This window comes from Staphylococcus sp. IVB6240 (assembly GCF_025558425.1).
GTDB lineage: Bacteria > Bacillota > Bacilli > Staphylococcales > Staphylococcaceae > Staphylococcus.
In genome coordinates this window covers 356,789-378,952 of record NZ_CP094718.1, presented here as the reverse complement: position 1 = coordinate 378,952, position 22,164 = coordinate 356,789, and the positions used below count along the sequence as shown (strand labels likewise).

Here is a 22,164-nt window from a genome sequence, read left to right as displayed (position 1 = left end):
CATTTATCATACCGATTCCCACCATTTATTGCGTTTGAATCATATAACAAAACGCATGACTCATGTGACAATTTTGTCACTTTGACATGCGTTGCGTATGTTGATTCTGTTTTGAAAAGAATAATGTCACTGATGTACCATGCCCAACCTCTGACTGTACATCAATGGTTAGTCCTAACGCCTCTTTGACACTATCGACAAGATACAATCCCATACCCGATGCATTTTCTGTTTCAGGAATATCCCCTGTAAAACCACGAGAAAAGATTCTCGGTAAGTCATGTGGTGGAATACCACACCCTTTATCTGCTATCGACAGTGAGACATGCGCGTCCTCTATAACACCCCGAATGACGATATCTCCTGTATTCGTGTATTTGACCGCGTTAGAAATGATTTGGCGTATCACCATTTTACACCATCGTTTATCCGTATAAACTTCTATCTCCGATGGTACGTCTATTTCAAATCCTAAACCTTTTCGCATACTAATGTGGCGTGTTTCCCTCACTTCTTCAACCACTAATTGGCGTAATTGCGTGACTTCAAAAAACATATCATGGGCTTGATGATTAAGCCGTGATAAAAAGAGCTGTTGATCTAACATATAAGCAATACGAGACCATTCATACATTAATTGTTGTCGTCTCGTAAAATCGGGTTCTTGTTCAATCAATAACTTCATTGCAGTCACGGGTGTTTTAATATCATGGACAAACTCTGTCACTGCTTGCTCATTCATATTCAACCAATGGCGTTGTTCTTCTAACGTTTGTTTCTGCGTTACGAGCTTATTTTCTAAATAATCTAGGATATATTTTTCGAAAGGACTTTCTGCATAGTCTCGATGATGGATTTCACGAATATCGACACCCTCTGATATCTTCTCATAAAACTTTATTTCTTTAATATACATGAAAATCAAATAAAAACTACCCACAATCACTTGCAACCCTAATACAAACCATGCACTATCTATCGACATACGTTGATCTAAATAACCCACACCTATCAGGATCATATCTAATAAGATGAGCAACATGATCCATGCATAACGCTCGCGCAACCAGATTGCAGTCCATTTAAAGTGTTTCATGTGCCATGTAACCCTTTCCTACTTTTGTTTCAATCGCTTGTTGCATATCAAATATCCGCAATTTTTTTCGCAAACGATTAATATTTACTGTGAGTGTATTATCACTGACAAACGACTCATCATCCCACAATGCTGTCATCAACTCATCACGTGATACAATTTGATTCTTTTTAGCGAGCAACACATCTAAAATCAACATTTCTGTTTTAGATAGTGTGATACATTGATCGTTGCGTTCAATACAATCTCTTGTTAAATCAACAACACATCCTTGCCACATCAACGTCCGCTTTGTTTCTTGATTGTATTGATAAACACGTCGATAAATAGCTTGTAACTTCGCAATAAGTACAGGCATATGAAATGGCTTTTGCATATAATCATCTGCTCCCAATTCCATACTCATCACTTGATCCATTGGGTTATCTCTCGATGAAAGAAAGACAATAGGTACATTGGATTGACTTCTAATTTGTCTTGTCCAATAAAAACCATCATATTTTGGTAACGTCACATCCATAATGACAATTTGTGGTGCGACTTGTATGTATGTTTGTAGTACATGACTGAAATCTGTTGCTGGAATCACCTCAAAATCCCATTGGACAAGTGCATCAATAATTTGCTGACACAATGTTTCATCATCTTCAACTAATAGAATCTTCATTAGGTTCCCTCCTAAACAGGTCTATGACATATATTTAATATAGTCCTTTTAATTCAAAAAGTCTTACATAATCACACACAAATTTGAAATAAAATAAGCACCTATTCGCAAAAGTGAGCCATTCATGTTTAGGAATACGCGGTTATCGATTCCCCTCTACATCTTAGCTCCAAGTGAATAAGTGCTGTTACATATTAGTTTGTATCATATGGATTTAAATTAAGTTCTGTATGTGGTGTACTATCTTCAGAAATATCACGCTGTGTTTGTTTCGTATGTCGACTTAAAAAACTCAATATACGTCTAATATTTTCCTTAGATTCCTTTTTCTCTAAATGGAATTGATATTGGTGTTTTAATTCATGTGAGCCATCATAAAAATGTGTGTCTACTGCTACATCATGTTCACGCAATACCTTTGCAAATGTCTCATTTTGTGTCATAAATGGATCAGCATCACCTACAGATAGATACGTGGCAGGATACTGACTTGTCGCTTGTTCCACTGTAGACATCTCAGTAATCTTTTTAAACTGGTGTTCCCAGTCTTTAACACCTGTATAACTTCTCATAAATAAATCAATACGTGGGAATTCTGTCTCTCTTACTGTCTCCATATCATAAAAACCACCTAAAAATATGGCCCCTTTGATCTGTTTCGGTGTGAATTGCTGTGGAAAATCCATTTGCTGCCTCAACATCGGATTCGTCTGGATAGCTGCAAATTGACTATTAATTTGTGCACCTGCAGAGTCTCCACCAATAATGACCTGATTCAAATCAATCGGCAAGTTGCGTTCATTCTTCTTAATGAAATCAACCGCATGACGCATTTGCATCAAAGGCGTGGGATATTGATATTCAGGTGCTAAAGCATAGTTCACATTTACTACCACGTAACCTCTCTCAACAATGTGAGAAAGCAAAGCATTTTTATATTGTTTGTCTCCTGCAATAAAGCCTCCGCCATGTGCCCAAAAAATGACAGGCAGTTTATCGTTTGCATTTACACGACTTGGCATTAAAATATCTAATTGGCTGTTGGGCAAACCAGACATATATGTAATATCTGTGTAAGCTTCAACATTTTTATTTTGTACAGCTGCTTTATGTTTTGTCTTTTGTTCTTTTTGCTGTATAAAAAAATAGCCGGTAACGAGACCGGCTACGACAAATAAAATGATTAAAGTAATGATAAACCATCTTTTTTTTCGGTATGTCATAACGATCTTTCCTTTCACGGAAATTGTAACATACCTTTATGATTAAGCAATAAATTTCTTATCTTGAGATTTTCTATAGATGTATTTTACAACAACACCTGCAACGATAATTAAACCGATTGCCCCCATAATTGGGTATACATACTCAATTAATACTTCGAATCCAGCAAAGCTTAGCGCATATGCTAGTGGCACAATAATAGAAATCATGATGTAGTATTTTTTAGAATATGGTGTTGTAAAACGAGCAGCAAATGAATATGACAATCCTAAAATAGTATTGTACATAACTGCAAGCATTACAATAGAAAGAATGAATGTTAAGATTGGTGAAATATTATTTGCTAATACAAGTGTTGGAATGGCTGAACCTTCAATACTTGGATATTCTGATTGCAACGCAAAGTTAATCAATCCTAATAACACTAAGTAAACAATACCACCCATGAGGCCACCCATACCTGATACCATACGTTTTGAAGCATCTCCACCGATAGCAACAAGTGTACTAAAACCAACAGCAAAAGCTAAACCACCATAGTTAAATCCTTTCCAAATCCCCATTAGAAGACTCGGTTCTTCTACGACACCGTTGATTTGTGAGAATGAAATAGAACCTTTAAATAGATATGTCGCTGCGATAATGACAACAAGTATGATTAATACTGGAGTCACAAGACCTAACGCACCAACAATTTTATTAAAGTCCATCAATAATGTTAAATACACAAGCACACACATAATCAACGCACCTAACCATACTGGTACGTTAAAACTTTCTTGGAATGTTGAGCCTGCACCTGCAATCATTGTAATCGTTACAGCAAATAACGATAGAATGAGCACATAGTCAATAATAAGACCAAATTTTTTCCCAAATAAATATTCTAGTGTTGTTTCATGATTGTCTGCATCAAACGCCGTTCCAATTTTAGCAACCTGGCGTCCAATGAAGGTTAAAATAATCCCGGAAATAATCACACCAATGTATGAATATATACCGTATTTACTAAAGAATTGTAGTACTTCTTGCCCTGTTGAAAAGCCGGCACCTACCACAACTCCGACATAAGCAAAAGCAATTTTGATTGCTTCTCTATATTTTTGCATCTGTTTTGACCTCCTCGATTTGCAAAACACGTTAAACATTAAACCATAATATACGATTTATTTCAAATTTAACAAGGTTGTCAAAAATCCCAAACCCCTTGATATTAAAGAGATTGAAGTAGTATTAAATAGATTTTTAGAGCTTTATTCATACATGAATATGTATATCAATACATAAATAGATGTTTTTATCGTATAAAAATACGCTGTTTTTATTTTAACTATATCAAATGAATTGATTTTACTTGTTTTTTATTGTATTTAGTTACAAAAAGGGTATTAAAATGGTTTTATACACTTATTCACATTGGTACTCACTTTATTTTTCATTCAATAATTAAAAAATACGTAGATGATCAATTCCGAAAGTCATATTGTTCACCTACGTATTTAAATATTATTCTGTTACTTGTTGCTTACTTTCTTTTGCTGAATTTGTTAGTGTCACAGCAATTACAATGCCAATCACAATCAGTGCAATTGCAAATAAGTATGCTGCATGTAAACCAGCAGTCATCGCATGATTCTGTACGGATTGTGTTACTTGTGCATGCTTGCTCATTTCGTTGTTTTGAACTGCTGTCAAAATTCCCACAAAGACAGAAATACCAGCAGAACCTGCAAGTGGTTGTAATACATTAAAAATTGCTGTGCCATGTGGATATTTGTCCATAGGTAATGCATTCAAACCATTTGTACTTGACGGCATCATAATGGCTGCCACTGCTACCATCAGTAACATATAAGCTACAATAAATTGCCAAACAGGTACACCTGGATGAATCGTTGTATAGAAAATCATCACTGCTAATAACGTTACAAGTCCTGGGAGAATCATTTTACGAGGTCCAATACTGTCAAATATTCTTCCCATAACTGGTGATAAAAGACCATTTAGTAAAGCACCTGGCAATAAAATTAAGCCGGCTAATTTAGCTGAAAAGCCCATAGGCCCTTGTAAGTACATTGGCATCACAATTTCAGAAGCAAATAGGCTCATCACTACGATGACAAAGATTAACATACCACGACGATAGTTACGAACTTGTAGTACACGGAAATCTAAAATAGGTATTTCCAGTTTTAATTGACGGCGAATAAAAATTACTACCGCAATAAGTCCTATTACAAATGGAACAAGTATTTGTGCAGATAAGATATCCATATCACTTGCCATCGAAATACTGTAAATCACACCTGTAATTCCGATTGTTGATAAAATAACAGACAAAACATCAATTTTAGGACGTGTTACTTCACCAACATTTTCAAGATAACGCCATCCAAAAATAAATGCGAAAATCATAAATGGAATGACAATAAAGAATAACCAACGCCATCCTAAATAGTCTACAATCACACCAGATAATGTAGGTCCAATGGCTGGTGCGAACATAATAATGAGACCAAAAAGTCCCATGACACGCCCACGTACAGATGCATCAAACATCATTAACATGGTGTTCATGATTAAAGGCATAATGAGACCGGTTCCTATTGCTTGGATCATACGCCCTGTTAATAACATAGGGAAGTTCACAGCCATACCTGCGATAAATGTTCCTATCGTAAATATAACAATAATGAATAAAAACAATCGTCTAGTTGTAAACCATTGGATAATTAAAGCTGACAATGGAGACACAATTGCTATAACCATCATAAATCCACTTGCCATCCATTGAACAGTTGCTCTAGATATATTGAATTGCTCCATCAACTCTTTTAATGCAATATTGAGCAACGTCTCATTTAAAATCATAAAAAAGGCTCCTACTAAAAAGACCGCCATTATTATTTTGTTCTGCCATTTTATTTTCTCCTTAAATTTAAAGTAACTTTGCCATTATACATATTTGATAATTAAAAGAAAAGTTGAATGCTCGAGTATACTTATCAGACTAAAAAAATAGCTAAGTAGCATGTATTACATGTCCATAAATGTGTAATACACTACTTAGCTATTTAAAATAAATTATCTTGCATCTTTATGTTCTGCTATTTGATCAAAATCAACAACTACTTGATCCATTCGTTTCGCTGTTTCTTTCAATATATTACGTGCTACTTTATTATTCGGGTCTAGTTTCAATATCTGTTTTGCAGTATTAAATGCTTGTTTATCAGATATCACAGGTTCCGGAATCGCATGTAACAATAACATCTGCAACAAGCTTTTGACTTCTTGACCATTTGTCAATTCAATGGATGCCTCTGCATGATAATACGCTGCATCTAGTGCACCGGGCACTTCACTCAAGGGATATACAAGCAATAAGAAAGCTAAATCATGAATTTCTGATGTTTCTCGTTCTTTAATCATATCCAGTAAACACGTGTAATACATAACACTTTCTTCATCGTGGGCACTTGAGATAAATGCTTCTTCAAATTCTAGGAACTCTGTTGCAGCCATTAAATGTTTCACTGATTCAAATTCACCGTTTAACACATGGTTTTTAATTAAATCTTTCATGGCGCTCCTCCTAAAAATATCCTGTCGTTATATTCAATATTATTAGTGTACCATATATTTTATGTTCATACCGCTTTTTTTAACAATCGCATTATTGTTATTAAAGAGCACGTGTACGATACATCAGGTAGAGGAAGTATGGTGCACCAATGATTGCAACTACAACACCTGCAGGGACTCCTGTTGGTTGAAGAACTACTTTACCAATCGTATCAGATACAATTAATAAAAGCGCACCAATAATCAAAGCAATCGGTAAAAAATACTGGTGTCGTGGACCTACAATTGATTTTGCAATATGTGGGCCCATCAATCCGATAAAACCAATCGAACCTGCAACAGACACTGCTGCAGAAGACAGCATCACTGCAATACATACTAAAAGAAAGCGTGTTTTGTTTAATGAAATACCTAAGCTAATTGCTGTATGTTCATTTGTATGTAGTATATTGAGTGTTTCTGACTTATAAAAGAGATACGGCACAAGTAATAACAACCAAGGTAAGAAGACCCATACAAATGGCCAACTATCGCCCCAAATATTGCCAGCAAACCATGTCGCAATAAATTCTGATTGATCTCTATCAAATGTTGACATGATTGTAAGTGCACCACCAGATAGTGCCGTTGAAATACCTACACCAACCAATACCATACTTGCCGGTGATAACCCTTTTTCCCCACTATAACTGAATACGAAGATAAAGAGTGCTGTCAACAAACCACCTATCATACTTACAAACGGTAAAATATAAATAAACTGGTCTGCATTGATATGTCCAATCGCAATAAATAATGCAATCGCAAAACCGCTTCCTGCATTAATACCTAAAATCCCCGGCTCTGCTAACGGATTTTTAGTCACGCTTTGTAATATTGCACCACTCATGCTTAATGCCATACCTGCAAGTAATGTGATGAAAATGCGTGGGAGTCGAAAATCTATCAAAATTAATTCATCTGCATATGAGCCCTTACCAAACAATGTTTGTATGATTTGAGAGAAAGACATCGAGTACTCGCCTGTTGTCATACTCCAAATAATAGCCGCTATTAACAAAACAAGAGCGCTGAATAATGTAATACGTTGTCGTAACTTTTGCTTGGCTTGTATCATATCGTGCGCCCTCCTTTACGAATAAGGTATAAAAAGTATGGCACTCCGATAAATGATATAATCGCGCTCATTGGTGCTTCACCAAGCATTCGTGCCAAGACATCTGCTGCTAATACGAGACTTCCTCCTAATACCGCTGACATCGGTAATACTTTAACATAGTCTGTCCCTACTAAAAAACGGACAATGTGTGGGACAATGAGTCCTACAAATGCAATCTGCCCTACCATTGCAACAGAAATACCTGCCAACAACATAGTTAATAACAAACTGAATATTCGAATCGTTTTAACGTTCTGTCCTAAACCGGATGCCAGTGTATCGCCCAAGCTTAAAATGGTTAATTGTCTGCTCATCAACATTAATAGAAGAATTGCTACAAAGATAATAGGAGCACTCATCCAGACTTGTTGCCAGTTAGTACCTGAAACACCCCCAGCACTCCAAAAATTAATCGATTGATTCAGACGAAATATTAATGCAATCCCTTGACTCAACGCGGTAAGCAATGCACTCACGGCTGCACCGGCAAGTATTAATCGCATTGGATGAAAGCCATCACGTCTGGAAGAACCAATCATTAACACGAGCATACCACCAAATACGGCTCCGATGAATCCAGCAAAAATCAACACTAAGAATGGTGCACCTGGATAAAATGCAAATGTTGTCGCCAAAGCAAAAGCAGCCCCTGCATTTAAGCCAATTAAGCTAGGGTCTGCTAATCCATTTTTTGTTACACCTTGAATAACAGCTCCAGAAGTCGCCAATGCCATACCGACTAATACAGCTCCAATATTTCTAGGAATACGAATTTCCGAAATGACATTATGCACCTGGTTTGTAGGATCATAGTGTAAAATCGCTTCTAAAATTGTCGGAAAATGTACACGAGCCTCTCCTAAAACGATAGAGAGTATAAACAATGCACACAGGATAACGATACTTAAAATAAGTTGTATCGAAAAGTTAAGTTGACGCTTTTGGTTTCTATTCATCATAGTTTTCCTCTGCACATTTTATGCTTTATCATAATGCTTGCATAATAAATTATAAGTCACTAACATTGGCTTTCCTGTTCTAGGGTCTGTACTCAATTCTGCGTCAATATTGAATACTTCTTCTAGAATTTCATTGCATAACACATCTTGTGTTTCACCTTGTCTAACGATCTGACCACTTTTCATCGTAATGAGATGATCAGAAAAACGAATTGCTTGGTTGATATCATGTAATACCATAATAATCGTTGTACCATGTTCTGCGTTTAATTCTTGTACAAGCTCTAAAATTTCTAATTGATGTGAAATGTCTAAATATGTTGTCGGTTCATCCAAGAAAATAATATCCGTTTTTTGTGCTAATGCCATTGCAATCCAAACACGTTGTCTTTGCCCACCACTCAGATCATTAACTGCTCGATGTTTAAAATCAATTGTCCCTGTCACACGCATAGCCCAGTCAATTTCTTCTTTATCCTGTTCACTTAATCGACCAAAACCTTTTTGGTGTGGAAAACGTCCATATGATACCAATTCACCTGCTGTTAAACCATCTGCAACATCTGGTGATTGCGGTAAAATCGCAATTTTTTTTGCCACTTCTTTCGTCGGTTGCATTTGGATATTCTTACCATCAAGTAAAATTTCACCGTTCTTTGTTTGAAGTAAGCGTGACAATGCTTTTAGTAATGTTGATTTACCACAGCCATTTGGCCCAATGATAGACGTAATCTTACCGTCTGGAATCACGACATCTAAATTATTTACAATGACACGGTCCCCATAACCGATTGTGACTTCTTTACCTGTCAATCTGCTCATTGTTCTCCCTCTTTCTATATCTCATGCATCTCATTTATATCACTACTTTAAATCTTATTGAGAATGATTATCATATTAAAGTATTATATCATTTTTTCTATCTTTTGACTAACTGTATGGCGTAGTCTAAGACATAATAAATTTATGTGCTGTTAAATAGATTGACACCGTTCAAGACAAGGCTGAGACATAGCACTTAGCTCGTTCCTTTTGAATATAGCAATCAATATCACGGCAGTAGGTGTCTAAAGTGAAAATGCGTTTTAAAACCTTTGGGCGTACGATAAAAACCATGAATATTTACAATAATTTTGTCGTAGTGCCCCGTCAAAAATTCGAGTCGTCTTGATGGATGAGATAGAAATCTTTGATAGTAACAAAGATTTCGTCGTCCACTCCCAACGTCAAATAAACCCAAAAAAAAGGACACATGATATCACATGCATCCTTTATATCCGTTCAATTATTATATTTAATCTTCTACCCAGAAACCATTACCATAGACATCTCGAACATCATGCACTACGACAAACGCATCCTCATCAATTTGTCGAATTAATCGCTTCGTACGAGACAATTGTGTTTTACTAATAACCGCATATAACACATCTGTATCTCTTTTTGAGAAATAACCACGACCGTTCAGAATCGTAATACCTCGACCAATATCTTCATCAATCATTTTAGCAATACGATCTGGTGATTTAGAGATGATAGTTACCGCCTTTTTCGGGTTAAGCCCTTCAATAACAAAGTCCATCACTTTCGTACCAATATATAAACTGATTACCGTCACCAATGCGCGGTCTAATGGAATCACACTTAATGAAATAAGTACAACAATCAAATCGAAAAAGAGTAGTGCATAAGGTGTACTCACATCTAAATACTTATTTGCAATTCGCGCTAAAATTGTTGTCCCTGCTGTTGTACCTCCAGCTAATACAATAACACCAATCCCCAGTCCAACTGATAATCCACCAAATACGGCATTGACCATTATATTTTCTGTGTGTACTTGCCATGTTTCAGTTAAACTTAAAAACAGTGAAATTAACACGGTCGCAACGATTGTCAAATACATACTACGCTTACTTAGAAACTTGTAGCCCACTACGATAAGAATCGCATTCACCACAAAGTTCGTCATGGCTGGTGAAATATGGAATGCATAGTACAAAATAATTGCAAGACCTGTCACGCCACCTTCACCTAAATCTCCAGAAATAATAAAAGCATTGACACCCAATGCAAATATAAACGAGCCCACAAGGACCAATATTAAATCTCTGACTGTACGTTTCACCCAATCACACCTTCCCTTTATCTAACGCTATCATAAGCCATATTATCACAATTTGGACACAAAACGAAATCCCGAAAAAATTTTTAACTAAAAAATTAAAAAGTATTAAATTTTCTGATTTTTTAGTTTACTTACTCATTACCTCTATGTATAATTAGAGATACCTTATTCGTTGTTTTATACAACAAATAGGATATCTCCTTTGTGTTGTTTATAGTGAGAATAGTTTTGCTCATAGGTAGGTATTAGCTCGAGTACCTACCTTTTTATTTTTGCGTAAATAACAAAGCACACATGTGATGGACCTCCATCCTATGTGTGCTTTTCACTATTTTATGTTTACCATGCAAATAATCCTACAAAGCCTGCTGTTAATAATGACACTAAAATCCCTGCTAATAACATCATCGGAACATATTTAGATACAAAATCTGAGGTACTTTCTTTTACAATTCCCTTTAATGTACCGATAATCATACCAATTGTTGAGAAGTTTGCGAATGAAATTAAGAAAGTAGAAATAATCGCACGTCTATGTGGATCATAGTCATTTACTTCTCCTGCAATTTCACCCATCACAACAAATTCGTTTGTCACAATTTTTTTAGCCATTTGTTGTGCCACTGGCCACGCTTCTTCAAATGGTAGCCCTAAAAGTAATGCAACTGGCCACATGAATACACCTAAAATTTGGTCTAAACCAAAGCTGCCTTTGATATTCATAATAGAAGCAACACCACCTGTAATTAGGTGAATTAAACGGTCAGCTAATTCAGCAAGAGCAACAAAACTAATAACAAATGCAATGATGATTAATACAAGTTTTCCTGCATTTAATACTGAGTCTCCTAAGAATGAGAAGAATGGTTGACGTGCTTCATTCGAACGCAAGTCATATACAACATCTTCTTCGGGATCGATTTTGATAGGATTTAAGATAGATGAAACAATCATCGCATTGACGATATTCAATGGAATCGCTGTTAACACTAGCTCACCTGGAATCATCGTTACATAAGCACCGACAATTGCACCTGATACAGAACTCATTGACATCATCGCAATCGTTAACACACGTGCATCGTTCATGCGTTTCAATTGTTCACTAGAAACCGCAAGCGCCTCTGTGTTACCTAAAAACATCATTTCGATACCAAAGAATGATTCAAACTTTGGTTGGCGCGTTACTTTAGCAAGCACCCAGCCAATACCTCGAATAATTCGTGGTAAAATACCTAAGTACATTAAAATATCAAATAATGGTACTACAAGTAGTATCGGCATTAATGCACTGACAGCCATATCCATTTGTTCGTTTGCTGTAAAACTACCAAATGCAAAGCCAATACCCGCAAAAGCAGCATCAATTAACCAAGAAATACCTGCCGCTGCTTTCTCAACAACAAATGTGCCTCCTGGGAAATATACAAAAAACCAAGCCAAGATTAAGTTTAATACGATTAACACACCCACAGAACCCCATTGAATGTTTTTGCGGTCACGTGAGAAAATAACGGCAACACCTAAAAACACCAACAAGCCTATGATATTAATTAATAAGAACATAACCTCATACCTCTAATCCTTCTAATGTATTTAAATCAAAGCAATTATACCATGCAACAGAACTTGTGAAAATACAATTTGTAAACGCTATAATTCAAAAAACACGATACTAGAAACAGACAACACGATTCTCAATACTTATACTTTATTTTCCTCAAAAAGAATTAAGACTTTCTATTAAAACTACTTTTATAGAAAATCAATACATATTTATATAAACAATAGACGAAAACGTTAACATATCCTTTAATTCCAACTATAAAACTAAGATAAACATCCACATATCAATATTTTAAAAGATGATATGAAATCGCATTATTTTTTCGATAATTTTACACATTTAATCACAAATTCTTATTGCATCCTACTTAAAATAGACGTATTCTATAATTGAAAATGATTATCATTATATATGTAAAGAGTAGGTGATCGTATGATTCATGTAGCAAACGCTGAAGTAGGTACACCCTATCGTATTAAATCTTTAAATATGAGTAACCCTCAGTTAAAACACCGTTTGCGTGCACTAGGTTGTATGGAAGGCAGTAAAATTTCAATTCATCAAAAAGGATTATTTAAAGGCCCATGTACACTCAATATCAATGGCCAACAAATCTGTATAAGAAATTGCGATGCTTGCAACATTCGATTGGAGCATCACTATGAGTAGCACATATTGTATTTTAGGTAACCCAAATGTTGGAAAAACCTCTCTCTTTAATGCCCTCACAGGTTCATATGAATATGTTGGGAACTGGAGTGGTGTAACTGTTGAGAAGAAACTTGGAAAACTTAAAGAAAATGCCGGACAATTAGTCGACTTACCGGGGATTTATGATCTTGTTCCCATTTCACGAGATGAAACGGTTGTCACAACGTATTTATTAAATGAACAATTCGATGGCATGGTAAATATTATCGATGCTGCACAGATTGAGCGTAACTTTAATCTGACAGTTCAACTTATGGAGTTTGGTGCACCACTACTTATTGGGCTTAACATGGTAGATGTTGCGAGCAAACGCGGTATCCGTGTTGATCATCAAAAATTAATGACACAATTGCGAACACCCATTATTCCAGTTATTGCACGTACAGGAAAAGGGAGCAGTGATGTATTAAAAGCACTCAGTGATCATCATATCTCTGCCAGCCGACCATTAGTGATTGATTACGGCCAAGAAATTGAAGATGTGATCCATGCGCTTATCACATCGCTTCCTGACACACTAACATTAGATCGTAAACATTATCGATTTTTAGCAATACAGTATCTATTAGGTAATCCAGCCGTCAAAACGTATCTAGGTCCAGATTTATGTGGGCAACTCAATCAAACAATTAGTAAATCATCATCTCTTAGTGAGGCTGATATTGCTCAACAAATACAAGCATATCGTCAAGATTATATTCATCAAACACTCTCAAGTGTTGTGTCATATCCTGATGCACATAAACATCATCTTACTGAGCGTGTAGATGCCTTATTAACACATAAAATACTAGGTATTCCTATATTTTTAGGTATTATGTGGCTGATTTTCCAAACAACATTTACATGGGTCGGTACCCCACTTTCTGATCGTCTAGATGAATTTTTTGGTGGTCCACTCACAGACTTCACTAAAGATTTGATGTCTACCATTGGTATTTATCCAGCACTACAAGACTTAGTCACTGACGGGATTATTGCTGGTGTAGGAGGCGTACTTGTCTTCGTCCCACAAATTTTAGTCCTATTCTTCTTTATCTCACTATTAGAAGACTCAGGCTATATGGCACGTATTGCCGTGATTATGGACCGTATTATGGAAAGTTTTGGTTTGAACGGTAAATCTTTTATTCCTATGATTATAGGCTTTGGATGTAACGTTCCCGGGATTATGGCAGCACGTAGTATTGAAGAGGAAAAAGAGCGTCTAACAACCATCCTTATTGCACCATTTATGTCATGTTCAGCTCGTTTACCTGTGTATGCTTTGTTCGTGGGTATCTTCTTCGCTCAAAATCAGGCACTTGTTGTATTAAGCTTATATGTACTAGGTATTATTGTGGCTCTTATCGTCAGTTGGATTTTATCAAAAACTATCCTAAAAAAAGACACATCTATTTTCGTCGTAGAACTCCCACCTTACCGTCTGCCATCAATCAAAACATTGTGGCGTAGTACTTGGGAAAAAGGGAAAGGATTTGTTAAAAAAGCAGGGACATTTATCTTTGCAGGTTCAGTGATTATCTGGTTGCTTAACTATGCAGGTCAAAATGGTCTTGATGTACCAATTGAAGAAAGCTTCCTACATATGATTGGTGCAGCCATTGCTCCAATTCTTGTACCACTTGGCTTTAGTTCATGGCAAGCAGCTGCAACTTTAATTCCAGGTTTCCTAGCAAAAGAAGTTATTGTAAGTGCCATGGCGATCATTTATGCGGTGAATGATGATGCGCTTGTTTCAATGGTCGCAACACACTTCACAGCATTATCTGCCTATTCATTTATGGTATTTATCTTACTTTATGTGCCATGTTTAGCAACAGTCGCTGCTATTCGTAAAGAAACAACTTCATGGAAGTGGACATTATTCGCTGGTACTTACCCATTCGTCATCGCATATGTCATTTCAATGGCAATCTATCAAATCGGTTCACTCTTTATATAAGGAGGTATATATTATGACACTTTTGATTAATTTAATACTTCTTGCACTTATTGTAGGCTACTCTGTCTTTGTCTTAGTACGTTATGTCAAACGTTCTAAACAAGGAAAATGCAGCGCTTGCGAAAGTAACAAACACTGTCCAACAGAAAGCCTTCCAAAACATTTACAATCCTAATGAACATCCCCCTCTTGCCATACCAGCACTAGGGGGATGTCTTTACATATTTTGTTTCGTCAAACTTTGCGTTTCTACAAATTGCTGATATTTATCATGTGTTTGCATCAAGGTTTCATGACGTCCAACACCTGTAACACGACCTTGATCTAGAAAAACAATTTGCTCTGCTTTCTTAATCGTTGATAATCGGTGTGCGATGACTATTGTTGTGCGATTCATCATCAGTGTTTCTAAAGCCTCTTGAATTTTTCTTTCACTTTCACTATCTAGGTTTGCTGTTGCTTCATCCAACAAAAGGATATCTGGATTTTTTACAAAGCTACGCGCTATATCGATTCGTTGTCTTTGGCCACCAGAAAGCTTTAACCCACGTTCACCAACAATCGTGTCATAGCCTTGATCGAATGCCATAATAAAGTCATGACAGTGTGCTAAACGTGCATAATGTATCAATTCGTCATCAGACACTTCTCTATCAATACCATACAAAATGTTATCTCGAATCGTCCCATTCATCATCGCATTACTCTGCATGACATAACCAATTTTACGACGCCAATCAGTTAATGATAATTCATAAATAGATTTCTCATGATAAATAATATCACCTCGTGTGACATCGTACATACGTTCAATCAAGCTAAATATCGTACTTTTACCTGATCCAGATGGTCCAACAAAAGCCGTCACTTTACCTGGTTGAATACGCAATGATACATCTTTAAGCACCGGTTGCTCATCATAGCCAAAATCAACATGATCAAATACAAGATCACCTGTAGTAATTGGATGGTCATCATCTGGTAATGTAATATTTTCTAAAGGCTCATGTAATATCTCATCAATACGACTACTTGCTCCTACAGCTTTCTTATAATCAGTAATCAATGTAGATAAATTTATTAATGGCATTGATAAATTTAATACATAGAAAATCATTGCGACAAGCGTCCCAGCTGAAATAGCACCAGACGCTATGCGAAAGCCACCAAAACCAAGAATAATACCAATTGTTGCCAGCATAATAATCCCAGTTATTGGTTGTATAACAGCAGCAATTTTAGCTTGTTTTAAACCAAGTCGGTAAATCTCTGATAAATTTTTATGCGCTTTTTCTAGCTCTATTTTCTCTGTATTTGATACTTTTACTAAGCGCATCTCAGTTAGTACGCGACCAAGCAAACCACTGAATTCAGCAATTTCATTTTGTGTATGTCGCGAAATTTTTTGCATGACTCTCCCAAGAGGAATCATCACAAGAATGAACATTGGAATCGTGATAAATGTCATCAATGTCATTTGCCAATCAAGTATAAACAGCATGATAAAAGAGCCTATCAATGTGATGACAGATGGTAAAAGATTGGGTAACTTTTGTGAAATAAAGTCATTAATCACCTTTGTATCATCCGTCAGACGACTCATCAGTTGCCCACTTTCATTTTGATCAAAAAAGGGCATTTTTAAATGAATAATATGTTGCCATAAAACTGAACGAATGGCATATATTATCTTCTCACCAATCTTGTTAAGTAAATAATAGCCAACACCACTTAAAATAGCATTTAGTAAAAAAACGGCAATCAGTGCCCCAATAAATAAAGAATTAATAGATGATAAAGTGAATTTATCAACCATTTGACCAGTAAATAAAGGGACCAACAAGCCACTCAAACTGCCTAAAGATGAAATCACAACAGCCGTAATAATCAATCCAACAGGCCAAGAAATCTTCTTAAGCAAATAAATTAAAGGATTATTTGATTCCATATTAGATATACCTCATTACATAAAATTCTCCCAAGACACCACGCACTCTCACGTCAGTGTGACGGTTGTCTAACCGCTTTAAGTATTCTCATATTCCCATAACTCTTCTAATGTTAATGAAATAAATCAATGTCATAATCATTGAAAATTTCAATGTCATACATAAATATGCTAATATAAGTATGTTATTTTTGCATTTTATATGCACCTAGAAGGAGATTTAAATGAAAAAGATACTATCCACTATCATCATTGTATTCTTCGCTACTTTCAGTATAACACCTTTCGTAGAGGCAAACACACTGTCACCTGTCGATATTGCACAACAAGCAGGTTATTCTGTCGATGAACGCTATCAACCAGTTGGTCTGGTAAGTATTAGTGAGACTGGACAGATACTTTACAATTATGAAGGGAACCAAAAATGGGATCCTGCTTCTATGACAAAATTGATGACCATGTACTTAACACTTAAAGCTGTAGACGAAGGAAAAATTAAGCTAACGGATACAGTGAACATTACGGATGAGCACTACCGTATGTCAACATTGCCAGAATTAAGTAATACCAAGCTTTATCCTGGAGAGACATATACTGTCGCAGAACTTTTACAGATTACCGTATCAGCATCAAGCAATGCGTCTTCACTTATTCTAGCGAACCTTGTTGCGGATAATACATCTGATTTTGTGGACCTAATGAATGCAACTGCAAAAGATCTTGGCATGAGTGATACACATTACGTGAATCCGACAGGTGCAGAAAATAGATTACTACTAGATTATGCACCTAAACGTTATCGTTCTGAATCTGATACCGTTACTTCTCCACATGATTATGCGATTTTAGCACAAAGAGTTGTGCATGACACACCAAATATTTTAAAGTTTACGAAACAAATTGCTCCAACACAACATGGTGTTACTTACTATACTTATAATCATCTTTTAGAAGGTGCAAATATGAGTGTACCAGGAACAGATGGTTTAAAAACAGGTTCTAGTGATGTTGCAGATTATAATAGTACTGTAACGACAAAACGTGGAAACTTCCGTTTACATAGTGTCATTATGGGTGTAGGTGATTATTACGCTATAGGTGGCGAAGAACAGCGTGACATGATCAATGCTAGTACTATTAACTATTTATTTGATCAATATGAATATCGTAAAATACTCTCAAAAGGTAAACATGATATTAACGGCACACAGTATTATGTGACCGAAGATTTTTATGATGTTGTACCTAAAAATATGAAAGATCATTATCAATTTATTGTTGAAGACGGAAAAGTTCATATTAACTATGACCGAAAATTTATTTCAAAATCATATGGCCCTCCTACTGTAAAAGTAGAAAGACCTATTATTCACAATTCTAAATCAATTGTAGAATCCAGTTGGTCTGCACATCCAATACTCACCGTATTCGGTCTTTTTTTCTCAGTCGTTTTACTTAGTCTCCTTATATATTATGTCATTTCACATTTACGTAAATAAAAAACGTTCTTTTCGATTTTCCTCGAGAAGAACGTTTTTTATTACTTAACATCTTTGCCATATAGTTCTTGTTTGATTTGCGTTGTAGAAATACCTTCTGTGCGTTTTAAATAAATAACTTCACATTTGTCTTTTAAAAAGTCAAATTCACCTTCCCAATCATGACCCATAACAAATGTATCAATTTCATATTTTTCTACATCATTTACTTTTTGTTCCCAATCATTTTCTGGAATGACTAAATCAACATATCGAATAGATTCTAACATCGTCTTGCGCTGTTCATAATCATAATACGATTTTTTATTCTTAATACGATTAAATTCATCACTAGATAAGGCCACAACTAAATAATCACCTAATTCACGTGCACGGCGTAATAATTCTATGTGTCCATAGTGTAAAAGATCATACGTTCCATAAGTAATTACGCGTTTCATCTCTACAACTCCTTCAATACATTCATATGTTAGTAAAATCATAGCATAACGATTCCCACCACTCAAACATCACTGTTACTGGTATACCACTTCATCTACATAATCCATCAACTTTTCTACACTATCTTTTGTATTAAATGTATGCCAATCATCAAATAGCAATTTGAGATGTGTTGATTTAATACGTTCATATAATTCATCTTCCTCATACACTTTATAGTTATCAGGAATTTGATAATAATAGCTATTTAAGCCTCTCATACGTTCATAAATCTTCTCATCATATACATAAAAAATAGAAGGTTTTCCGATTACACTGGCTTCAATGGCCAGTGAACTATAGTCTGTAATGATGACATCAGCTAATATCAATAATTCTGGAGTACTTAATGAGATACGATGACTGTTCTCAGGTGCTTCAACTGCTGGATGGTAATTACTTAGCAATGTAAATTCTGGCAATGCATCTTTAAACGCTTGCTGATCAATGATATGGTTTATTTGTCCTTCTTCACGATAAGTTGGTAAGTAAACCGCAACCTTTCCCTCTATTCCCAGCTGACCTTTTAGACGTTGTTGTTCTTCTTGAACATCTCTGTTTAAGTAGTGACTTAGACGCGGTAACCCACACTTAAGTAGCTGTTGATCTTGTATACCAAATGATCGTTTAAAACAGTCCCCCATTTGTGTAGAACCAATCAAATACTTATCTACCGCATGATAAACAGCTTGATGTTGTGCCACTTCTTTGTGATGATTCAAATTAACTGAATGATCTTCTAAACCAAAATTTTTTAAAGCACCTGCCGCATGCCAAGTTTGGATGATTGTTTGATTCGGCTGCTTCTTATATGCTCCAAATAAATGATAATATGTATCAATGAAAATCACTTTGGCTGAGCGAAGCACTTGGATTTGGCGATATAAATTTCGATGACTCATTAATTCACATTTTACCCTTTTATTATCCTTTAAAGTTTGAAAATGTATGTCTTTTGCTATAACAGTTACCTTATAGCCTCGTGCTATTAATGCTTCAATAACAGGTAGTAAATCTTCTTTAAATGTCATCATTACAACAATATGTTGATCTTGGACCTTTTGTTGTTTGACCAACCCTTGTATTAAAGTGACTAGACTCAGATATCCCTTTTTTATCACAGCTCGTAACATATATTACACCTCATTATATATTTCATATAAAAATTGCCTTCAATACATTTTCGTGTACTGAAGGCTTCTTATTCAATATTACATAAAATCAGCAAAATAGTCTCTATAACGTACATGCATCATTGAACCAACTATAAAGAATAACAATACTACAAATACATTATATAGCGCTAACTCCCAATGCGTAATGAAATACCACTCTTTAAAGAGAATTGCAGCACGATAACTTTCCGCAATAAAATAAATAGGGTTGAACATCATTATCTTTTCTGGTAATGATCCAGGTTCCGGTACCCATAAAATAGGTGATGCATAAAACAAAACACGAAGTATTGCTTGCATCGCCATTTGTGTATCGCGTACTAATACCGCTAATGTTGATGTTAACAATGTGACAGATGTTGCAAATAAATATGCAAAAGGAATATAGACCAATAACTGGATAATATAAATAGACGGTTTAACACCTGACACAGTACAAAGTAGAACAATGGCGAATACTAATATTAAGTGCCCATATAGTTTACTCGTCACAATATACGTTGGAATGATAGAAAGCGGAAAATTCATCTTTGCCACTTGTTTATATTTCGTATTGATCGACTTCGTTCCTTCCAATACGCCTTGATTTATGAAGAACCACATACTAATCCCCACAAGTAACCAATAAATAAATGGTATACCGTCAATGGCACTATTGCTACGGATTCCAAAACCAAACACAAACCAATACACTGCAATTTGAATAATTGGATTAATCATTTCCCAAGCTAAGCCTAAATAGTTGTTATGGTTTGTTATCTTCAATTGGAATTGCGCTAATCTTTGAATTAAATAAAAGCTCTTTAAATGTTCTTTTAACACTATCGCTACGGAATTCATTATTTACCACGCTTTCATTTGATACGCATGATATTGCAGTTACTCTAACAACTGTACAAACATCGTATCGTCATGTATTCTTTATATGAATATACTACCTATCACAAGAAACAGGGAGCACATATTAATCAAAGTGACAATATGATTTTATAAACTTTTTAAATTATAATCAGTCGTATAAAGATAAGAAGCAAAATCTTTTAAGCGTTATCTACTCTCAAATTGAATATCCACTTAATAATATATTATAATCTATATACATAAGTATGTGAAAGTAAAACTCATAAATTTCCATATAAATTTAACGTAAGGACTGTAAAGACATGAAACCAACCGTTACAATTGACCATATTACAAAAGAATATCGCATATATCGTAATAATAAAGAACGTATTAAAGATGCCCTGCTACCAAAACACAAAAACAACACTTTCTACGCATTAAATGATATATCGTTTGAAGCATATGCCGGTGACGTTATCGGTCTTGTCGGTATTAATGGATCTGGCAAGTCAACTTTGAGCAACATTATTGGTGGCTCACTTTCTGCTACAAAGGGTACAGTAACACGTAATGGTGATGTCAACGTGATTGCAATTAATGCCGGTCTTAACGGGAATTTAACAGGGATTGAAAATATTGAATTTAAAATGTTATGCATGGGATTCAGTAAAAAACAAATTAAAGAACTGACACCTAAAATCATTGAATTCAGCGAACTGGGCGAATTTATTTACCAGCCGGTTAAAAAATATTCAAGTGGGATGCGATCAAAACTTGGTTTTTCAATTAGTGTTACCGTAGACCCTGAAATACTTGTCATTGATGAAGCATTATCCGTTGGTGACCAAACATTCACACAAAAAAGTTTAAAAAAAATATATGAATTTAAAGAAGCAGATAAAACGATCTTTTTTGTTAGCCACAATTTAGGACAAGTTCGAGATTTTTGTAATAAAATTGCTTGGATTGAAGCTGGACGTCTTAAATCGATTGGTACTGTAGAAGAAATACTTCCACAATACGAGGCATTTCTCAAAGACTTTAAAAAGAAGTCAGCCAAAGAACAAAAAGCGTTCAGACAACAACTTGATGCTAATCGCTTTGAAATTAAATAACAATTAAAGGCCATGAAGTGTATTTCATGGCCTTTATTTTGTATTTCTCTCATTTTAACTTTA

The 22,164-nt window shown here is 35.4% G+C and carries 20 protein-coding genes; 5 read left to right on the top strand and 15 right to left on the bottom strand.

The window, feature by feature from the left end:
* Positions 1-76: 76 nt before the first annotated feature.
* From MUA88_RS01835 to MUA88_RS01785, 11 genes are all read right to left on the bottom strand, one after another.
* On the bottom strand, positions 77-1,096 hold the full coding sequence (locus tag MUA88_RS01835; protein ID WP_262605688.1) for a sensor histidine kinase: 1,020 nt from the start codon (positions 1,094-1,096) through the stop codon (positions 77-79).
* Positions 1,083-1,763 (bottom strand): response regulator transcription factor, encoded by a 681-nt coding sequence (locus tag MUA88_RS01830; RefSeq protein ID WP_262604458.1) that lies wholly within the window; start codon positions 1,761-1,763, stop codon positions 1,083-1,085. Before MUA88_RS01830 ends, MUA88_RS01835 begins: the two co-directional genes overlap by 14 nt.
* Positions 1,764-1,957: 194 nt before the next feature.
* Complete coding sequence (locus MUA88_RS01825; RefSeq protein WP_262605687.1) at positions 1,958-2,986, bottom strand: alpha/beta hydrolase; 1,029 nt, start codon at positions 2,984-2,986, stop codon at positions 1,958-1,960.
* Positions 2,987-3,028: 42 nt separating this feature from the next.
* Entirely contained in the window at positions 3,029-4,096 is a 1,068-nt protein-coding gene (locus MUA88_RS01820) for a YkvI family membrane protein (RefSeq protein WP_262604456.1), read from the bottom strand.
* Between the two features lie 397 nt (positions 4,097-4,493).
* Entirely contained in the window at positions 4,494-5,888 is a 1,395-nt protein-coding gene (locus tag MUA88_RS01815; protein ID WP_262605686.1) for an MDR family MFS transporter, read from the bottom strand.
* Positions 5,889-6,071: 183 nt separating this feature from the next.
* Positions 6,072-6,572: a hypothetical protein gene (locus MUA88_RS01810; protein ID WP_262604454.1), complete on the bottom strand. Its 501-nt coding sequence runs from the start codon at positions 6,570-6,572 to the stop codon at positions 6,072-6,074.
* A gap of 100 nt (positions 6,573-6,672) precedes the next feature.
* Positions 6,673-7,689, bottom strand: a complete 1,017-nt coding sequence (locus MUA88_RS01805) for a FecCD family ABC transporter permease (protein ID WP_262604453.1) — start codon at positions 7,687-7,689, stop codon at positions 6,673-6,675.
* Positions 7,686-8,687 (bottom strand): FecCD family ABC transporter permease, encoded by a 1,002-nt coding sequence (locus MUA88_RS01800; protein ID WP_481906568.1) that lies wholly within the window; start codon positions 8,685-8,687, stop codon positions 7,686-7,688. Before MUA88_RS01800 ends, MUA88_RS01805 begins: the two co-directional genes overlap by 4 nt.
* Before the next feature lie 21 nt (positions 8,688-8,708).
* Positions 8,709-9,512: an ABC transporter ATP-binding protein gene (locus MUA88_RS01795; protein ID WP_262604451.1), complete on the bottom strand. Its 804-nt coding sequence runs from the start codon at positions 9,510-9,512 to the stop codon at positions 8,709-8,711.
* A 472-nt stretch (positions 9,513-9,984) separates the two neighbouring features.
* A complete protein-coding gene (locus MUA88_RS01790) occupies positions 9,985-10,818 on the bottom strand; it encodes a YitT family protein (protein WP_262604450.1) in 834 nt (277 codons plus the stop codon).
* Between the two features lie 339 nt (positions 10,819-11,157).
* The gene (locus tag MUA88_RS01785) at positions 11,158-12,384 is read right to left on the bottom strand and encodes a NupC/NupG family nucleoside CNT transporter (protein WP_262605685.1); all 1,227 of its coding nucleotides are present in this window, start codon (positions 12,382-12,384) and stop codon (positions 11,158-11,160) included.
* 433 nt (positions 12,385-12,817) lie between these two features.
* Here MUA88_RS01785 and MUA88_RS01780 point away from each other — a divergent pair, with 433 nt between their 5' ends.
* From MUA88_RS01780 to MUA88_RS01770, 3 genes are read left to right on the top strand one after another with little or no spacing between them, the layout of a single operon-like run.
* Positions 12,818-13,054, top strand: a complete 237-nt coding sequence (locus tag MUA88_RS01780; RefSeq protein ID WP_262604448.1) for a FeoA family protein — start codon at positions 12,818-12,820, stop codon at positions 13,052-13,054.
* The gene (feoB, locus tag MUA88_RS01775; protein ID WP_262605684.1) at positions 13,047-15,041 is read left to right on the top strand and encodes a ferrous iron transport protein B; all 1,995 of its coding nucleotides are present in this window, start codon (positions 13,047-13,049) and stop codon (positions 15,039-15,041) included. The genes MUA88_RS01780 and feoB overlap by 8 nt, the downstream gene beginning before the upstream one ends.
* Positions 14,995-15,216, top strand: coding sequence for a FeoB-associated Cys-rich membrane protein (locus MUA88_RS01770; RefSeq protein ID WP_346014892.1), 222 nt, complete (start codon positions 14,995-14,997; stop codon positions 15,214-15,216). The genes feoB and MUA88_RS01770 overlap by 47 nt, the downstream gene beginning before the upstream one ends.
* Positions 15,217-15,258: 42 nt before the next feature.
* Here the strand turns inward: MUA88_RS01770 and MUA88_RS01765 are convergent, their stop codons facing one another.
* Complete coding sequence (locus tag MUA88_RS01765) at positions 15,259-16,989, bottom strand: ABC transporter ATP-binding protein (RefSeq protein WP_262604445.1); 1,731 nt, start codon at positions 16,987-16,989, stop codon at positions 15,259-15,261.
* A 224-nt stretch (positions 16,990-17,213) separates the two neighbouring features.
* On the opposite strand from MUA88_RS01765, the gene pbp4 reads away from it, so the two are divergent.
* Complete coding sequence (pbp4, locus tag MUA88_RS01760; protein WP_262604444.1) at positions 17,214-18,488, top strand: penicillin-binding protein PBP4; 1,275 nt, start codon at positions 17,214-17,216, stop codon at positions 18,486-18,488.
* A gap of 41 nt (positions 18,489-18,529) precedes the next feature.
* Here the strand turns inward: pbp4 and tagD are convergent, their stop codons facing one another.
* The 3 genes from tagD to MUA88_RS01745 form a co-directional block, all read right to left on the bottom strand.
* Positions 18,530-18,928 (bottom strand): glycerol-3-phosphate cytidylyltransferase, encoded by a 399-nt coding sequence (gene tagD / locus MUA88_RS01755; RefSeq protein WP_262604443.1) that lies wholly within the window; start codon positions 18,926-18,928, stop codon positions 18,530-18,532.
* A gap of 75 nt (positions 18,929-19,003) precedes the next feature.
* Positions 19,004-20,101, bottom strand: a complete 1,098-nt coding sequence (gene tarB, locus MUA88_RS01750; RefSeq protein ID WP_262605683.1) for a teichoic acid glycerol-phosphate primase TarB — start codon at positions 20,099-20,101, stop codon at positions 19,004-19,006.
* Positions 20,102-20,179: 78 nt separating this feature from the next.
* Positions 20,180-20,983, bottom strand: a complete 804-nt coding sequence (locus MUA88_RS01745) for an ABC transporter permease (RefSeq protein ID WP_262604441.1) — start codon at positions 20,981-20,983, stop codon at positions 20,180-20,182.
* Positions 20,984-21,306: 323 nt separating this feature from the next.
* Here MUA88_RS01745 and tagH point away from each other — a divergent pair, with 323 nt between their 5' ends.
* A complete protein-coding gene (gene tagH / locus MUA88_RS01740) occupies positions 21,307-22,101 on the top strand; it encodes a teichoic acids export ABC transporter ATP-binding subunit TagH (protein WP_262604440.1) in 795 nt (264 codons plus the stop codon).
* Positions 22,102-22,164 lie beyond the last annotated feature (63 nt).

Coding starts and splice junctions, on each gene's coding strand:
- MUA88_RS01805 (WP_262604453.1), bottom strand. CDS start 7,689: ATGATACAAGCCAAGCAAAAGTTACGACAACGTATTACATTATTCAGC.
- MUA88_RS01815 (WP_262605686.1), bottom strand. CDS start 5,888: ATGGCGGTCTTTTTAGTAGGAGCCTTTTTTATGATTTTAAATGAGACG.
- tagH (WP_262604440.1), top strand. CDS start 21,307: ATGAAACCAACCGTTACAATTGACCATATTACAAAAGAATATCGCATA.
- MUA88_RS01810 (WP_262604454.1), bottom strand. CDS start 6,572: ATGAAAGATTTAATTAAAAACCATGTGTTAAACGGTGAATTTGAATCA.
- MUA88_RS01835 (WP_262605688.1), bottom strand. CDS start 1,096: ATGAAACACTTTAAATGGACTGCAATCTGGTTGCGCGAGCGTTATGCA.
- pbp4 (WP_262604444.1), top strand. CDS start 17,214: ATGAAAAAGATACTATCCACTATCATCATTGTATTCTTCGCTACTTTC.
- MUA88_RS01820 (WP_262604456.1), bottom strand. CDS start 4,096: ATGCAAAAATATAGAGAAGCAATCAAAATTGCTTTTGCTTATGTCGGA.
- MUA88_RS01785 (WP_262605685.1), bottom strand. CDS start 12,384: ATGTTCTTATTAATTAATATCATAGGCTTGTTGGTGTTTTTAGGTGTT.
- MUA88_RS01830 (WP_262604458.1), bottom strand. CDS start 1,763: ATGAAGATTCTATTAGTTGAAGATGATGAAACATTGTGTCAGCAAATT.
- MUA88_RS01795 (WP_262604451.1), bottom strand. CDS start 9,512: ATGAGCAGATTGACAGGTAAAGAAGTCACAATCGGTTATGGGGACCGT.
- feoB (WP_262605684.1), top strand. CDS start 13,047: ATGAGTAGCACATATTGTATTTTAGGTAACCCAAATGTTGGAAAAACC.
- MUA88_RS01770 (WP_346014892.1), top strand. CDS start 14,995: ATGTCATTTCAATGGCAATCTATCAAATCGGTTCACTCTTTATATAAG.
- tagD (WP_262604443.1), bottom strand. CDS start 18,928: ATGAAACGCGTAATTACTTATGGAACGTATGATCTTTTACACTATGGA.
- MUA88_RS01765 (WP_262604445.1), bottom strand. CDS start 16,989: ATGGAATCAAATAATCCTTTAATTTATTTGCTTAAGAAGATTTCTTGG.
- MUA88_RS01825 (WP_262605687.1), bottom strand. CDS start 2,986: ATGACATACCGAAAAAAAAGATGGTTTATCATTACTTTAATCATTTTA.
- tarB (WP_262605683.1), bottom strand. CDS start 20,101: ATGTTACGAGCTGTGATAAAAAAGGGATATCTGAGTCTAGTCACTTTA.
- MUA88_RS01745 (WP_262604441.1), bottom strand. CDS start 20,983: ATGAATTCCGTAGCGATAGTGTTAAAAGAACATTTAAAGAGCTTTTAT.
- MUA88_RS01780 (WP_262604448.1), top strand. CDS start 12,818: ATGATTCATGTAGCAAACGCTGAAGTAGGTACACCCTATCGTATTAAA.
- MUA88_RS01800 (WP_481906568.1), bottom strand. CDS start 8,687: ATGAATAGAAACCAAAAGCGTCAACTTAACTTTTCGATACAACTTATT.